This window comes from Pseudomonas sp. PA-1-3F (assembly GCF_021609665.1).
Lineage (GTDB): Bacteria > Pseudomonadota > Gammaproteobacteria > Pseudomonadales > Pseudomonadaceae > Aquipseudomonas > Aquipseudomonas paracarnis.
In genome coordinates this window covers 148,945-164,136 of sequence record NZ_WJZD01000005.1, presented here as the reverse complement: position 1 = coordinate 164,136, position 15,192 = coordinate 148,945, and the positions used below count along the sequence as shown (strand labels likewise).

At 60.1% G+C, this 15,192-nt stretch carries 14 protein-coding genes; 4 read left to right on the top strand and 10 right to left on the bottom strand.

What is annotated here, in order from left to right:
- Nucleotides 1-178: 178 nt before the first annotated feature.
- Nucleotides 179-1,099 carry a DMT family transporter gene (locus GIV26_RS05340; RefSeq protein WP_236279640.1) on the bottom strand — a complete coding sequence of 307 codons (921 nt, stop codon included), beginning with the start codon at nt 1,097-1,099 and terminating at the stop codon, nt 179-181.
- Nucleotides 1,100-1,176: 77 nt separating this feature from the next.
- Here GIV26_RS05340 and GIV26_RS05335 point away from each other — a divergent pair, with 77 nt between their 5' ends.
- Nucleotides 1,177-2,064, top strand: coding sequence for a LysR family transcriptional regulator (locus tag GIV26_RS05335; RefSeq protein ID WP_034127485.1), 888 nt, complete (start codon nt 1,177-1,179; stop codon nt 2,062-2,064).
- Here GIV26_RS05335 and GIV26_RS05330 read toward each other — a convergent pair.
- The 5 genes from GIV26_RS05330 to GIV26_RS05310 are packed head-to-tail and all read right to left on the bottom strand — an operon-like array spanning nt 2,055 to nt 7,879.
- Entirely contained in the window at nt 2,055-3,071 is a 1,017-nt protein-coding gene (locus tag GIV26_RS05330) for a fimbrial protein (RefSeq protein WP_236279639.1), read from the bottom strand. The genes GIV26_RS05335 and GIV26_RS05330 overlap by 10 nt on opposite strands.
- Nucleotides 3,072-3,118: 47 nt before the next feature.
- On the bottom strand, nt 3,119-3,868 hold the full coding sequence (locus tag GIV26_RS05325) for a fimbrial biogenesis chaperone (protein ID WP_236279638.1): 750 nt from the start codon (nt 3,866-3,868) through the stop codon (nt 3,119-3,121).
- Nucleotides 3,868-6,489 carry a fimbria/pilus outer membrane usher protein gene (locus GIV26_RS05320; RefSeq protein WP_236279637.1) on the bottom strand — a complete coding sequence of 874 codons (2,622 nt, stop codon included), beginning with the start codon at nt 6,487-6,489 and terminating at the stop codon, nt 3,868-3,870. Before GIV26_RS05320 ends, GIV26_RS05325 begins: the two co-directional genes overlap by 1 nt.
- Before the next feature lie 2 nt (nt 6,490-6,491).
- Complete coding sequence (locus GIV26_RS05315; protein WP_236279636.1) at nt 6,492-7,307, bottom strand: fimbrial biogenesis chaperone; 816 nt, start codon at nt 7,305-7,307, stop codon at nt 6,492-6,494.
- Nucleotides 7,308-7,318: 11 nt separating this feature from the next.
- Entirely contained in the window at nt 7,319-7,879 is a 561-nt protein-coding gene (locus GIV26_RS05310; protein ID WP_054898434.1) for a fimbrial protein, read from the bottom strand.
- A gap of 295 nt (nt 7,880-8,174) precedes the next feature.
- Between GIV26_RS05310 and GIV26_RS05305 the strand changes: the two genes are divergently transcribed.
- Nucleotides 8,175-9,719: an EAL domain-containing protein gene (locus GIV26_RS05305; protein ID WP_236279635.1), complete on the top strand. Its 1,545-nt coding sequence runs from the start codon at nt 8,175-8,177 to the stop codon at nt 9,717-9,719.
- A 194-nt stretch (nt 9,720-9,913) separates the two neighbouring features.
- On the top strand, nt 9,914-10,279 hold the full coding sequence (locus GIV26_RS05300) for a histone-like nucleoid-structuring protein, MvaT/MvaU family (RefSeq protein ID WP_014718508.1): 366 nt from the start codon (nt 9,914-9,916) through the stop codon (nt 10,277-10,279).
- Between the two features lie 111 nt (nt 10,280-10,390).
- Here GIV26_RS05300 and GIV26_RS05295 read toward each other — a convergent pair whose 3' ends face one another.
- On the bottom strand, nt 10,391-10,927 hold the full coding sequence (locus GIV26_RS05295; protein WP_236279651.1) for a DUF4946 domain-containing protein: 537 nt from the start codon (nt 10,925-10,927) through the stop codon (nt 10,391-10,393).
- A gap of 179 nt (nt 10,928-11,106) precedes the next feature.
- Here GIV26_RS05295 and gloA point away from each other — a divergent pair, with 179 nt between their 5' ends.
- Entirely contained in the window at nt 11,107-11,628 is a 522-nt protein-coding gene (gene gloA / locus GIV26_RS05290) for a lactoylglutathione lyase (RefSeq protein WP_003191301.1), read from the top strand.
- 132 nt (nt 11,629-11,760) lie between these two features.
- Here gloA and ahpF read toward each other — a convergent pair whose 3' ends face one another.
- The 3 genes from ahpF to GIV26_RS05275 all read right to left on the bottom strand — a co-directional run bounded on the left by ahpF (nt 11,761) and on the right by GIV26_RS05275 (nt 15,086).
- A complete protein-coding gene (gene ahpF / locus GIV26_RS05285; RefSeq protein WP_057975852.1) occupies nt 11,761-13,326 on the bottom strand; it encodes an alkyl hydroperoxide reductase subunit F in 1,566 nt (521 codons plus the stop codon).
- Between the two features lie 130 nt (nt 13,327-13,456).
- Nucleotides 13,457-14,020: an alkyl hydroperoxide reductase subunit C gene (ahpC, locus tag GIV26_RS05280; RefSeq protein WP_003191303.1), complete on the bottom strand. Its 564-nt coding sequence runs from the start codon at nt 14,018-14,020 to the stop codon at nt 13,457-13,459.
- Between the two features lie 133 nt (nt 14,021-14,153).
- Nucleotides 14,154-15,086 carry a site-specific integrase gene (locus tag GIV26_RS05275; RefSeq protein ID WP_236279634.1) on the bottom strand — a complete coding sequence of 311 codons (933 nt, stop codon included), beginning with the start codon at nt 15,084-15,086 and terminating at the stop codon, nt 14,154-14,156.
- Nucleotides 15,087-15,192 lie beyond the last annotated feature (106 nt).

Here is a 15,192-nt window from a genome sequence, read left to right as displayed (position 1 = left end):
GCGCACAAGAAAGGCCTCGCACGCTGCGGGCGAGGAAGTCACCAAAGATGAGGGGGGAGCCAAGTAGCTTCATGGTGTCATCAGTCTCTGACGGCCGAGGCTTGCGTGAGCGCAAGTCCATATTCTTGTATGCGTAAACTGATTCTACACAGCGTAACCAGGTTTGTCCGTACTCTTATCAAATCCCCATTGCCCTGCCCCGCGCAAGGGGTTTATTGCACAGGTAGATGCCCAACAGGATGACCGCGCCACCCGCCAGCATCGGCACCGTCAAGGCTTCGTCCAGCAGCAACGCGCCACATATCACCGCTGTCAGCGGGTTGAGGGCGATGAACACCCCGGAGCGGGTCGCGCCGATTCGCCGGATGCCGTCGTAGTAACCAATATAGGCCAGGGCCGAACCCAGCACACCCAGGTACAGCAGGCTGTACCACTGCGCCAGCTGCAGCGCGCTGAAACCTTGCAGCGTCAGCCGACCGGTGGCGAGGGTGGCAAGGGTCAACATCAGCGTACCCCACAGCACCGACCAAGTGACGGTTTGCACCGGCCCCAACGTCTGGTTGAGTTCCCGGGACAGCAGCGAATAGGCCCCCCAGGCCATTACGCAGCCCAGGATCAACAGGTCACCGATCCAAGCGTTGCGGGCCCCCTGCATGAGGTTGGGATTGCGGCTCACGATCACCACAGCCGCCCCCAGCAGGCACAGCCCGATACCCAGCCACTTGGCCCGGCCCAGGCGCTCCTTGAACAACAACCAGGACGCCAGGCCGATCACTGCCGGGTTCAATGCCACGATCAACGACGCCCGCGACGCATTGATGTAGTGAAGGCCATAGAAAAAACACAGGTTGTAGAAAAAGATGCCGCATAGGCCCAGCAGTGCCAGCCGCGCCATTTGCCCTGTAGTTGGGCGCGCCAGTGGGATGCGCGCGCAGGCCAGGAACAGCAGCAACGCGAGGCTGGCCAGGATAAACCGCAGGCAGGCCGCGAGCAGCGGGTCCACGTGATCGGCCAGAAAGCGCCCGGCGACGAAGGTCCCGCCCCAGATCATGGTGACAGCAGCCAGCTTCAGGTAAGTGAGGCCTTCGCGGGCATGCATAAGAATGTGCTCAACGTGAGAAAGGATGGGACTATTCTTTTACTAATGATCTGTCATCGTAAAACAAGGCTTTACTCATGACCCTGACCCAGCTGGAAATCTTCTCCCTGGTCGCCGAACTCCGAGGCTTCACCAGTGCGGCGCATCGCCTGGGCATCAGCCAATCGGCGGTGTCCCATGCGATCAAGGCCCTGGAGCAGGAACTGGGGGTAGAGTTGTTTCGCCGGCACCAGACCCTGGTGGAACTGAGCGATATCGGCGCGCAGTTACTTGGGCGCGCACGGGGCATGCTGGGCCTGGCCAACACCTTGCAGCAGGAAGCCGCCGATGCCCGCGGGATGAAACGCGGGACATTGCGTATAGGGTCGTTCGGCCCCACCGCTTCGAACCATTTGCTACCAACCATTCTCAGCCACTTTCGAAGGGACTATCCGGGTATCGAGGTACATATAGACGAAGGGCCGGACCGGCAGGTCATTCAATGGCTGGATCAGCGCCGGGTGGATGTGGGCTTCGTGGTACTGGAGCAGGAACGCTTCGACACAGTGGCCCTGCTCGAAGACCAACTGGTGGCGCTGATACCGGTCGGCCATGCCTTGGCGGCAAGCATGGCGGTACCTTTGAAAGCGTTGTGCGATGACCCGTTCATCCTGACCGAGGCAGGCTCAGCAGAGCTGGTCACGCGTTTGTTTGGTGACGCGCAGTTGCAACCGAAAGTGCGTTATCGCTGTACCCAGCTACTCACTACCCTGGAAGCTGTCAGCCGCGGCGACGGCCTGAGTATCGTGGCCCAGGGCTCACTGCCGGCCGATGCCGACCAGCGCTACGTTGCCCGCCCGTTGTCGCCGGGCGTACCGCGCCGCATAGGCCTGGCGGTGCTGGATCGCCGCCAGGCCTCTCCCGCAACCCTGGCGTTTATCGCACTGGCGCAAACGCTGTACCCTGATCCCGGGGCTCACCGGTAACTCAGGGTAAACGAGGCCAGGCCGTTGGCGGTCCCAGGCTTGATGGTCGACGCGGTTTGAACGTAACGGGCGGTCAAGGGAATCGTCAGGGCGCCGTTGCCCGTGTTTGCGACCTGCCATTGGTTCGGGTTGCCCACGCCGGAGGAATCGGGCCCATAGCTTACCAACCGATCGCCACTGAGCAATTGCAGGGCGACGCCGCGGGCGTGCGAGTTGCGGGTCAAGGACAACTGGTTACTGCGGTTGCCGGGTTCCGTCTGGTCAGTCACGGTGATCCATACATCCAGGATGCCGCCGGTGCCGCCGGCACAGTCCAGGGTTATGTCGCGACTAACGCTGCCGGCGCTGCTGCCGACTCCCTTGAAATCACGGCTGGGCACCTGCCCCAGCGGCATTGCAAGCGACGGCGTGGTCACCCGGCAAGTTGGCTTTTGCGGCGGCAATATCACCGTATCGGCGAAGTTGACCGACGCAGCGCCGGGGCTTTCGATATTGACATTGGTCAGCATATACCTGGCGACTGTGTTCCCAGGGATGGTGCCCGAGGTGATCGGGCCCGTCGCCACCAGATACACGCGCCCTTGCAGGCCCCAGCCATTGGGTTTGTTGTGCTTGGTGTCCAACAGCGTGACGCCGGTGTGGGTGATGACCTTCAAATGCTGGGACGGATCCCCGGCCATCATGACGAACCCGACGCCAGGGTAGCTGGTCGCATAGACGGGCAACGTCAGCCCATTTGCGTTGAACGTCATGCCGGTTGCCTGCGAATTGACCACGCTGAGGTTGGCCGACACCGGCTGCGACAATGGCCAGTCGGTGTAGCGGCACCGCATGACAAAGCCATTGCCGGCGAAGTCATAGCCACTTGGGTAGCCAATCGCCTCGCCCACCTGCAGGTTGTCAGGCAGGGTGATGGGCGGGACGAACAGCGTCACCGGGGCTTGGGGGGTACAGACGCCTGCATTGAAATGCGCCTGTGCGTCCATCGCGACTGCGCAAATACTCAAGCACACGCCAATCTGTAAAAACCTGAACATAAATTGCCGGACACCGTTCATATCGCCAAATCCTTCGTGTGCCCCAAAGACACTGTGTGCGTACGCGTCATGCCATGGTCATCCAGGGTGGTAAATCGCAGCGCGACCGTACCCTGCCCCCGCGACGCCGGGCCCTCCAGCACGATGCGGGCAACCGAACGCGGCAACAGCATCGGCGGGGCCTCACTGTGGTACTCGACGCCATCGACGGTCAGCAACACGCTGGAAAGCGTCACATGAAAGGCACTGGGATTGCGCACCTGCAGGACCGGGCCGTCGCCTGCCAGGCGCCACTGCAACGTATCCACCGCCTGCTGCGCTTGGCCTGGCAACGCGTCCGGGCGCAGGAAGAGCTTGATCCGTGTGCGAAAGGCAAATTGCAGCTGGTTGCCGGTGTCGACAGACGGGCGGATCCCCAGCACATTCAGCCAGTACACCAACTCCTGAGGCGCGGCCATGGCCTTGTCTTGGGTCGCGTGGTACATCACCCGCAATGCGCGGTGCTTGCCGGCATCCAGGCGCAGGATCGGCGGGGTCACCGTAAAGGGCACATCACTGGACTCGGGCGCGACCTGCGGGTCCCCCGCATCGATCCACACCTGGGCCAATCGCGGGCCGTCGGCCTCATTGTGCAGGTTGACCGTTACCCCAGCGGCGCTGGCCGGGTAAATGATGCGCGTGCGGTCAATGACGATTTCCCCATGGGCCAATACTGTCTGCACCGCCAGGGCCAGGCCAAGCAGCGCGCGGAGCAATCGATGAGTCATCAACTGCGCTCCTCGTCCGCATCACCATGGTCGGCACATTGACTGACCAACTGGTCCGCGTTTTCCTGGCGTTGCTCGGGCCTGCGCGGCGGCAAACGGTAATGGATGAAGCACTGGTCAGCCGCCCCTGCATTCCAGCGCACCGTCAAGCGCCCCTGGTCGGCAACCCCGCGCACAAAAGCCTTGCCAGCCTGGCCGATCACGCCGATTTCGACGCCGCGCTCGTCAAACACTTGCGCGGCAAATGGCAACGGCTTGCCCCCCATATGAGTGGCCTTGATCACCACGGCACGGCCACTGACGGTCTCGAACCTGACCAGTGAGACGGCTCCCAGCGTCGGCACCACGGCGTGACTCGATTCCTTGAGTTCGACATCCATGGGCATGCCCTCGGGATCGATATCTACTTCATTGCGCTGATAAGCCCTGAGGGCTGGCAGCACCGCATAACCCTGCTTATCGATACGCGCCCCGCTGCTGCCGAGCCGGGCACCTTGTGCATCCGGCGCATACACCAGTGCCGAGGCTTCACCGAGGTTTTGCGCGAAAGTCACGCCACCCTCGTGGGCTATCAGCCCGCCATCGGCACTCATGGATAGTTGCGAACTGTCGCGGGCCTGGGCATAGCCGGCCCGCAGGCTTGCAGCCCGGCTGCGATAGCCCGCGTAGGCATTGAAGCTGGAGCCTTGCTGGTGGCCCGTGCCACGGCTGCCAGTCAGCCCGTAGCTGGCTTCACCGGTGTCACCCAGCAAACCATTGATTCCCACCTGATGCTGGCTGCCGCGTGAATCGCCAGCATCGTGCGACAGGCTGCTGCTCAGGGTTGGCGCACGCGTTCCTGCGCCCAATGGCATGGACAGTGTCAGCACCAGGTGATTATCCACGCGCCCGGCTTGCGCCGACCGGCCAAAAAAGATTTCGTCGCTGCGCTCGTGATCGTTCAATTGATGGGTTTCACTGACACGCGAGCGCTGCGCCGAAAGGTTCCAGTTGAGTGACTTCCAATTAGCCGCATAACTGAGGGTGAAGGATGTCTGGCGCCCTTGGCGGCCCGCCCAGTAGTCGATGGAGCTGCCATACAGGCTCAGCGAGCCTGCGCCCAACTGCTGACTGATTGTCAGGTCGAGGCGGCTTTTCTGCCTCGCGTAACTGTTGATACTCCCGCCTTGGCGGGCCAGTTCCCGCACATTGAGCGCATCAGGCAGGTTCAGGTACCCGTCCGTGGAGAAACGATAGGCGCCCAGCGCAAAGTGCGTTCCCGAGAACGGCAGGTTCTTGTTATAGGCCAGGCCCCAGCTTTGCCCGCCGACTACGCCCAGCCCCCGAACCTGAGTGCGCGAGTAGGTGCTGTCGAGGGAGAACGCGCCAATCGGAGTGCTCATCGCCAGGCCGGCCTTGGCCTGGCCGTAGCCTTGGGAAAGCGTACTGCCACCATAGGCGCTAATACGATCGCCCAGGCCATGCTGCAGCGTACCCTGCAAGATCAGCGGGTTGGCATCGCTGACGCCGTATTGCTGCAACTGCCCCAAGGTCACGCTGTAGTGGCTGGCACCGTCACGCAGCAGGTAAGGCACCACGGAGTAAGGCACCACGAAGCTGCTGCGCCGGCCGTCGACCTCGGTGACGCTGACGTGCAGGTCGCCGCCATACCCAGTGGGGTACAGGTCATCGATGACAAACGGCCCCGGGGCCACTGTGGTTTCGTAAAGGGTGTAGCCGTTCTGGCGCACTGTCACCGTTGCATTGCTGTCGGCAATGCCTCGCACCTGAGGCGCATAGCCTTGTTGCGACTGGGCAAGCATGCGGTCATCGGTGGACAGGGTGATGCCGCGTATACGCACACCGTCGAGGATCTGGCCACTGCTGAAGCTGTCGCCGACGGTCAGTTGTGAACGCCAGGCGGCAAGGGACCGTTGCAAGTAGGTGGCGGTGTGTTGATAACGCGCCAGGCCGCTACCGGATGCCCATGCCTGCCCACCCTGATGGCGCAGCCGCCAGTCGCCCAGGTTGAGGCCGCCGTTGAGGCCCAGGTAGCCACGATCCTCACCGGCGCCCGCTGTCGCCGTCGCGGCACTGAAGTTGTAGTTGAGCAGCGCGGCGTCAATGCCATTGTCCCATTCAGACGGGTCAATGTAGCCGCGCGCGGAACGGTTGATATAGATCTGCGGGATGCTGACATCCAGGGTCAGGGTCTCGATATCGACGCGGCTGCTGGCCATGGGTATCCACTCGGCAAAATCCCGGCAGGCATGCTCGGTGTTATCCGTCGGCGCCTGCACAGAAACCCCCAGTTGGCCAAGCTCGGCAGCGTTCAGGCAAGGCTGGGCGTCGTCCTGTCCGGCAAGGGGGGCGAAGGTGATCTCGCGGCGCCCCATCGATTGCCCGTTGAGCATCACATCTACGCGGTAAACACCTGGCGCCAACACGTTGCTGGTATTGAAGCGTGAGATATCTGCCGAAGAGGACAGGCCGCTGGCGAACGCCTCGATGTCAAACACCAGTGGCGCGGCTTCTGCCGACATCAATAAGGTACTGAGCAGGCCCAGCCACAGCAGTAAGTTGGGGTTGGCAAACAGCCAGGCCGTAAAGCGGTGAACGGGTATTTGCAATAAGGCATACATGATCAGAACTTCAGGGGAGCACGCTGCGGCACGGAGAATGCGCCGTAATCATTGATGTATTTGAAATGCACCTGGGCGTCGGCGGGTATTGCTTGCGCGACATCCTTGACGGGCAGCTTCAGGCTGCCGCCGGGGGGCACCATGCCCTCTCCCGCCGGTAACAGGCGAGCACCCGGGCCCGAGCCCATGGCCAAGGCAATCTCATTGAAGGTCACGTGATAAGCCGATGGGTTGTGCACTTCCAGTAGCGGCCCCTGGGCACTCCGGTGCAGGGTCCAGCGTAAGTGGGTGGGCGCCTCGTCCGCGGAGCCCGGCAATTGGGCCGGGCGGAAAAACACTTTGGTGCGGATACGAAAAGCGAACTGCAGGTGGTTCGAAGGGGCCTCTTGCGGGCTGCCCGGTGCCACGTTGACCTTGGGCGGTATCTCCAGGGCGTTGAGCCAGAACAACGATTCGCGGTCATTCGGCAGTGGGTCCTGGGTATACACCAGTCGCACTACCTGGCTTTTGCCCGCGTCCATGCGAAACACAGGCGGCGACAGGCTGAACGGCACGTCGCTGCCGGTGGGGTCTTGCGCCGGGTCGCCCTGGTCCAGCCACACCTGGACCAGGCGCGGCGCTCGCTGATCGTCATTGGTCAGGCGCAGCGTGATTTCTCGACGCTGCTGCGGATAGATGTGCCGCGTGCCGTCGATCACTACGCCGGCGTGAGCGGCGGACAGCAACCCGACACTGGTCAGCAGTGCGCTCAGCAGGGGGTCACTAGCAATGTCCGGGCAAGCATTTCGTCTGTCCTTGCCTGGCGCACGGCCAGGCAACGGGGCCTCGATCAGGGGAACGTCACCGAATACAGCACTTGCGTACTGACCGGGCCTGGCGTAGCAGTGCCCGTGGCAATGTATTGGGCAGCAAAGGGCAGCGACACCTCGCCGCTTGCCGGGACTTTCGCGGGGCTGGAGTTCTGGCCCAGGCGCAAATCCATGGGCTGGTGGGTGACGCCATCCACAAGTTGCACCTCAACGAGGGTGGCAGGCGTCGGCTTGGCGGGTGCCTGGTTGACCAGGTTACCGGTCGCCGGATTGATCGCGGGGCTGCTGCTCTCATACATCACGGCGACGGTCGTATCCTTCGGGCAGGAACCGACATGGATGTAATAGGGTTTCGCCCCGGCAGTCTGGCCGGGCGCCTTGAGCGCGCTGGCCTGGACCTTGTTGAGTGGCACCGAAAAGTCCGGGCTGGTGCCGGGCGCAGAGCCCGTGCCACCGCTGATGCTGCAAGTGGTGCCGGTGATTTCACCGGTCAAGGTGATCTTGCCGTCTGCGGCGACAACAGGCAAAGCGGCAACGCCGGTGACCGCCAGAAATACAACGGCCAATGCGATAGTTTTCATTACAGATACTTCCTCGTGAATGTCAGTGAAAGAGTTGCAAGCCATGACTCATCAATCGAAGGGCGAGACGCGGCCCTCCCGCCAAAATTGGGCTGAGCGGCTATGAAAGAGGCTGTAGGGATTAAGGGCTACCGAGTCTCTTACGTTTTGCAATGAAGTTTATGTTGCCAAGTTGAAGTGCCCGCCACAACTGACCGAACGGCTAGGTCAGTAGGCGTTAAACAAGTGAGCAGCCCCGTGCAATGCCATCTATCATCGGCAGAGCCCACTCTCTTTTTCACGATTGACTGCTCCCATGCCCCTGACCGTCAAAGGCCCACGAAGCCGAGCCGCACGCTATTTCATCAGCACCCTGTGCGGGCTGCTGCCCATTCTGTTGGGGGTGGTAATTCTTTACTGGCAAGCCGAACGCACGCTCGAGCAAAGCACAGCGCAAACCGCTCAAGAAGCGGTGCGCCAGTTCGACCTGATGCTGGACAATACCGCCATCGCTGCCCAAGCTTTGCTGCCGCTGGCCGGTAAACCTTGTGACAGCGTCGCCAAGTTGGCGCTACGTGAACAAGTCACGCGCCGGCCGTTTGTGCGGGCCACGACGCTGTCCTGGCAGAAAAACATCTATTGCAGTTCGTTGTTTGGCGGTCGCTACCAATCGCCCGTCAACCCGGACGACTATGTCGATGGGCGCCTGTGGTTGATGAATGGCAACCCCGTTACACCCGATACCGCGCTATTGGTGTATCGCCTGGTGGAAGGCGATCAAGGCGCGTTTGCCTCGGTTGACGGTTACCACCTCACCAACGCCTTGCGCCTGATCAGCCGTTACGCGCACTTGGTATTGCACGTCGGCCCGAACTGGCTGGGTGCCGACGGCAAGGTGCATCAAGGCGCGCTGCCGGTATTTGCCGTAGCGCCACAACGCCTGGCTTCCGAGCGCTATCAATACAGTGTCGAGGCCGGGATGCCCGAGGGTGAAGTCTGGCGCTACATGCAGGCGCGGTATCCGGCGCTGTTCAGCCTGGTGGTGTTCTTCGGGATATTGGCGGGGCTGCTCGCTCACTGGCTGCAAAAACGCTCGTCCGCGCCGACCCACGAGTTACAACGCGCCTTGGGAGCCAATGAGTTCATCCCGTATTTCCAACCGGTGGTACGGGGTGACACACGCCAATGGGCCGGCTGTGAGGTCCTGATGCGCTGGAAGCATCCCAAAGAAGGCCTGGTGCGCCCGGACTTGTTTATTCCCCTGGCCGAAGACTCTGGCCTGATCGTGCCGATGACCCGTGCCCTGCTGCGCCAGACCGCCGTGCAATTGGCGCCCCATGCCGCACGCTTCAGCCCTGGCTTTCATATCGGCGTGAACATCACAGCGCGCCATTGCCAGGACATGGCGCTGGTGCAGGACTGTCGGGAATTCCTCGCCGCGTTCCCACCCGGCCAGGTCATCCTGGTGCTGGAGTTGACCGAGCGGGAACTGATCGAACCCACCGAGACCACCCGCCGCCTGTTCGAGGCGCTGCATCAAATGGGGGTCATGATCGCCATTGATGACTTCGGCACCGGCCACTCCAGCTTGGGCTATTTGCGCAATTTCAATGTCGACTACTTGAAGATCGATCAAAGCTTTGTCGCCATGATCGGTGCGGATGCGCTGTCGCGGCATATTCTAGACAGCATCATAGAGTTGTCGGTCAAGCTGGATCTAGGCATTGTTGCCGAAGGCGTGGAAACAGCCCAACAGTGTGAATACCTCGTTGCCCAGGGCGTGGATTTCCTACAGGGTTACCTGTTTGGTCGACCATTACCCTGCGATGAATTCATTAAGTCGTTGGGTATCGTTGAATAGCCGTGTACCACCTACCATGAAAGATTGGTCTTTCTTTAAAAGACATGATTTACTCGAGATGAATTAACTACTACAATTTTTTCTGCCTGTGCAGAACTCGCAGAAGGGTCTTTTTCGTTGACGTGGCTTAACGTTCTTGGCTTATAGCTTTGTCTGCAGTTGATATCAGCAACTACATTATTGGAGTATAGATTTTGTCCAGACTCGCCGAATTTCGCGCAGCAGAAAAAGCCCTTCAAGAGCAGCTTGCCCAGCTGGAATCCTTGAAGAACGACGCTGGCCTGAAGAAAGAAATCGAATTCGAAGAAAAGCTCAAGACGCTGATGGGCAAATACGACAAAAGCCTGCGCGATGTGATCGCCATCCTCGATCCAGCGCCACGCAAAGGCGGCGCACCGGCCGCCGCCGCGCCAAAACAGCGCCGCGCACGGGTGGTCAAGGTTTACCACAACCCGCACACCGGCGAGCTGATCGAGACCAAAGGTGGCAACCACCGCGGCCTCAAAGCCTGGAAAGAGCAGTACGGCGCCGCCACTGTAGACTCCTGGCTTCGTGGCTGAAACATGTACTAAAAAATAGCCCCGCATACGCGGGGCTTTTTTTGCTCTAACGGTTCGGAATCGAACTTAACTCAGGGTTCGTATTGTTCAAATTCGCTCAGCTTGAACCTGTCAAAGTTTCAGACTGTTGCGCACCAGACTGACTTCCTCCTTGCTCGCCTCGTACGCTTGCGCCTGGCCTGCGTATGAAAAAACATAGGCTTTGTCGACATCCAGCGCACCGACTAATGTTTGCGACAATACGTGTCGACCGTTCTCGGTAATCACACAGGTAGTTTCCAGCGCATCAAGACGACTCAATGTCGTGGGGTGCATTTTGCTGCACACGCTTTGATAACCGCCACGGGCAAAGTCTTTCTGGATCGACTTGCGCATCTCCAGCAACACGCCGGGAAGATTAACTTTATGGCCGGCCTCAATCGGCGTTCCGGTCAACTCCATCACCATCAACGTGGCGCCATTTTCATCATTCTTGATCGCTCGCTGCCGGGACACTGCTTGGGGTTTGGCAAGGAGCTCGCCGTCAGGCACCACTTCCTCGACCTGCCAACCGCTGGGCCAATGGACTTCCGGCTCGGCTGCCAACACAAACGAGCTGCCCAACAACACGCACACAGCACTCAACAGTGGCCTACGAAACTCGATCATTGCAAAAAACACCCAGGGTTCCAGCGGCAAAGTGTGCGGCCCGGCACGCGCTGACTGCAAGGGTTGGGCGCGCTTTTTCATTTGGCGCAGCCGGTGCGGCTTGCGTATCATGGCCCGCCTGCATGGACGCAGGCCGCAAGCCAATGGACCGCTCATCTCACATTTTTTCTGGAGGGCCCATGAGCCTGCACGAATTGAACACCTTCCCGGGCGTCACTGCCCAACCCGACAACGCCACGGCGAACTTTGTGTTCAACCACACCATGTTGCGGGTCAAGGACATCACCAAGTCGCTGGACTTCTACACGCGCATCCTGGGTTTCTCCCTGGTCGAGAAACGTGACTTCCCGGAAGCCGAATTCAGCCTGTACTTCCTGGCCCTGGTGGACAAGGCCCAGATCCCGGCCGATGCGGCCGAGCGCACCCAGTGGATGAAGTCGATTCCGGGCATCCTCGAACTGACCCACAACCACGGCACCGAAAACGATGCCGACTTTGCCTACCACAACGGCAACACCGACCCGCGTGGTTTTGGCCATATCTGCATCTCGGTGCCGGACATTGTCGCGGCGTGCGAACGTTTCGAAGCCTTGGGTTGCGACTTCCAGAAACGCCTGACGGATGGCCGTATGAAGAGCCTCGCGTTCATCAAAGACCCGGATGCTTACTGGGTGGAGATCATCCAGCCGGCGCCGATGTAATAAGCACTGCGTGACGCGGAGCGTCACCGGATGCATTCCCACGCGGAGCGTGGGAACGAGAATTCCGCGCCGGGCGTGGGAACGAGAAAAACCCCATGATCGCTCATGGGGTTTTTTATTTGCAGCTCAGGACTACGCCGGAGCAGAGGTGCGGATCAAGTGATCGAACGCGCTCAACGAAGCCTTGGCACCCTCGCCTACTGCAATCACGATCTGCTTGTACGGCACGGTGGTTACGTCACCGGCGGCGAACACGCCAGGCAGTGAAGTCTCGCCACGGGCATCGACAATGATCTCGCCACGCGGCGACAGCTCTACGCTGCCTTTGAGCCAGTCGGTGTTGGGCAGCAAGCCAATCTGCACAAAGATGCCTTCCAGGTCGATGGTCTTGAACTCACCAGTGTCGCGGTCCTTGTAGGCAAGGCCGGTGACTTTCTGACCATCGCCTTTGACCTCACTGGTCAGCGCGCTGGTGATCACATCCACGTTCGGCAGGCTGTAGAGCTTGCGTTGCAACACGGCATCGGCGCGCAGCTTGCTGTCGAATTCAAGCAAGGTGACATGGCTGACGATACCGGCCAGGTCAATGGCCGCTTCCACGCCGGAGTTACCGCCGCCGATCACCGCCACACGCTTGCCCTTGAACAGCGGGCCATCGCAATGCGGGCAGAAGCATACGCCCTTGGCCTTGTATTCCTGCTCGCCGGGCACACCCATCTCTCTCCAGCGCGCGCCTGTGGCCAGGATCACGGTCTTGGACTTGAGGGTCGCACCGCTTTCGAAGCGAATTTCGTGCAGCTCACCGGCATTTTTTGCCGGAATCAAGCTACTGGCGCGTTGCAGGTTCATGATATCCACGTCGTACTGACGCACATGGGCTTCCAGTGCGCTGGCCAGTTTCGGCCCTTCGGTTTCCTGTACCGAGATAAAGTTTTCGATGGACATGGTGTCCAGCACCTGGCCACCAAAGCGTTCAGCCGCCACACCGGTACGAATACCTTTACGTGCCGCATAGATGGCAGCCGAAGACCCGGCCGGGCCACCGCCAACTACCAGGACGTCGAAGGCATCCTTGGCGCTGATTTTCTCCGCGGCTTTCTCGATACCGCTGGTGTCGAGCTTGGCGAGGATTTCTTCCAGGCCCATACGGCCTTGGCCAAAGTTGACCCCGTTCAAGTAGACACTCGGGACCGCCATGATCTGGCGCTCATCGACTTCAGCCTGGAACAGCGCGCCATCAATCGCAACGTGGCGGATGTTCGGGTTCAGCACGGCCATCAGGTTCAGCGCCTGGACCACGTCCGGGCAGTTCTGGCACGACAGCGAGAAGTAAGTCTCGAAGCTGAACTCGCCTTTGAGGGCGCGGATCTGTTCAATCACTTCGACACTGGCCTTCGACGGGTGGCCACCGACTTGCAGCAGGGCCAGCACCAGCGAAGTAAATTCATGGCCCATGGGGATACCGGCGAAACGCAGGCTGATCTCGGCACCCGGGCGGTTGATGGAGAACGATGGCTTGCGCCCATCATTGCCATCGGTGTTCAGAGTAATCAGCGTGGATAGGCTGGTTACGTCCTGCAAAAGAGCAAGCATTTCCTGGGATTTCGCACCGTCGTCGAGGGAGGCGACGATCTCGATCGGCTGGGTGACCCGTTCCAGGTATGACTTCAACTGAGCTTTAAGATTGGCGTCCAACATACGGGCGATTTCCTGTTCATTCGGTTTATTGCAGACAAAAAAACGCCCGAGCGAATCTCGCCCGGGCGTTTTGAGGGCGGATGCAGCTTACTTAAGTGCGGATACCCGCCCTTGATACGCGTTCACAGACTTAGATCTTGCCGACCAGGTCCAGAGACGGTGCCAGAGTGGCCTCGCCTTCTTTCCACTTGGCTGGGCATACTTCACCCGGGTGGGCGGCAACGTACTGAGCAGCCTTGATCTTGCGCAGCAGCTCGGAAGCGTCACGGCCTACACCACCGTCGTTCAGTTCAACGATCTTGATCTGACCTTCTGGGTTGATCACGAAGGTGCCGCGGTCTGCCAGGCCAGCTTCTTCGATCAGTACGTCGAAGTTGCGGGAGATGGTCAGGGTTGGGTCGCCGATCATGGTGTACTGGATTTTGCCGATGGCTGGCGAAGTGTTGTGCCAGGCAGCGTGGGCGAAGTGGGTGTCGGTGGAAACGCTGTAGATTTCGACGCCCAGCTTCTGGAATTCGGCGTAGTTGTCAGCCAGGTCTTCCAGTTCGGTCGGGCAGACGAAGGTGAAATCGGCTGGGTAGAAGAAGACAACCGACCACTTGCCTTTCAGGTCAGCGTCGGTCACATCGACGAAGCTGCCGTTTTTGAAAGCGGTGGCTTTAAACGGTTTTACTTGGCTGTTGATGATAGGCATCGTTGACTCTCCGTCAGGGGTTAAGAAGTTGATGAGGTGAATCCTACCGGCTCTCTCGGTCGATGGCTCATTGGCAAACCTGATGCTGACGATTGGGTTTCTCTATCAGGTGACGCTATTAATAGAAAAAATCTCAAATCAGCGGTTGTGTTGCCAGGGTCATGCCTAGAAACGGCGTCGCTTCAACATAGCGCATCGCAGATTTCATGTCGTTCCAGCCGACGTAACTCATCAGCGACTTCAAATCCCAACCACTTCGATGCGCCCAAGTGGCGAAACCCCGACGCAGGGAGTGGCTGGTGTATTGATCGGCGGGGATGCCTGCGCGCTCAAGGGCCTGGCGCAATAACGGGATCACACTGTTGGGGTGCAAGCCCTCCGCACCCAGGTTGCCCCAGCGGTCAATGCCGCGAAACACCGGGCCGCGCACCAGCGCCGAGGCGCTGAGCCACTCGCTATAAGCCTGCACCGGGCACAGTCGCAGCAACGCTGGGGTTTGGTAGGTTTTGCCGAGGTTGTCACGGTCACTTTTACTGCGTGGCAAGTACAGGCTGATGCCTGCGCCTGGCACGGCTTGCACGTGCTCAATGCTTAATCGGCACAGCTCATCACTGCGAAAGCCGCGCCAGAAGCCCAGCAGAATCAGCGCAGCGTCGCGCTTGGCCCGCAGCAAGCGCGGCTGGTCGTGACGCTCGCTGGCCTGTTTGGCTTCAATGTCCAGGGCAGCGATTACTTGCTCCAACTGCGTGAGCTGCAAAGGCTCGGCCTGCCGCTCCCGCGCCGGGTGCACAGCGCGGATGCCCTTGAGCACCTTGCGTACCACCGGCGCCTTCGTTGGGTCGGCAAACCCTTGGCTGGTATGCCATTGCGCCAAGGCCGAGAGCCGCAATTTCAAGGTGTTGACTGCCAATACCCCGGCATGCGCCACGAGGTAGCGCGCCACACTCTCGCTGGTGGCCGGCAGGAACCCTCCCCAACTGACTTCGAAATGCTCGATGGCCGCGCGGTAGCTGCGGCGCGTGTTGTCGCGAGTGGCGGCGTTGAGATATCGGTCGAGGTCGCTCATAGGCGTGTTTTCGTACTGCTGAAGGGTGGATGGCTGATGAAAATGCTTATGACACGGGATAATACGCCAATATCCCATCTGTTAAATCATGAATTTCAACCAGTTT

Bases quoted from the DNA above. Each gene is read 5' to 3' on its own strand.
- GIV26_RS05340 (WP_236279640.1), bottom strand. From the start codon at position 1,099: ATGCATGCCCGCGAAGGCCTCACTTACCTGAAGCTGGCTGCTGTCACC.
- GIV26_RS05335 (WP_034127485.1), top strand. From the start codon at position 1,177: ATGACCCTGACCCAGCTGGAAATCTTCTCCCTGGTCGCCGAACTCCGA.
- GIV26_RS05325 (WP_236279638.1), bottom strand. From the start codon at position 3,868: ATGACTCATCGATTGCTCCGCGCGCTGCTTGGCCTGGCCCTGGCGGTG.
- GIV26_RS05320 (WP_236279637.1), bottom strand. From the start codon at position 6,489: ATGTATGCCTTATTGCAAATACCCGTTCACCGCTTTACGGCCTGGCTG.
- GIV26_RS05310 (WP_054898434.1), bottom strand. From the start codon at position 7,879: ATGAAAACTATCGCATTGGCCGTTGTATTTCTGGCGGTCACCGGCGTT.
- GIV26_RS05305 (WP_236279635.1), top strand. From the start codon at position 8,175: ATGCCCCTGACCGTCAAAGGCCCACGAAGCCGAGCCGCACGCTATTTC.
- GIV26_RS05295 (WP_236279651.1), bottom strand. From the start codon at position 10,927: ATGATCGAGTTTCGTAGGCCACTGTTGAGTGCTGTGTGCGTGTTGTTG.
- gloA (WP_003191301.1), top strand. From the start codon at position 11,107: ATGAGCCTGCACGAATTGAACACCTTCCCGGGCGTCACTGCCCAACCC.
- ahpF (WP_057975852.1), bottom strand. From the start codon at position 13,326: ATGTTGGACGCCAATCTTAAAGCTCAGTTGAAGTCATACCTGGAACGG.
- ahpC (WP_003191303.1), bottom strand. From the start codon at position 14,020: ATGCCTATCATCAACAGCCAAGTAAAACCGTTTAAAGCCACCGCTTTC.
- GIV26_RS05275 (WP_236279634.1), bottom strand. From the start codon at position 15,086: ATGAGCGACCTCGACCGATATCTCAACGCCGCCACTCGCGACAACACG.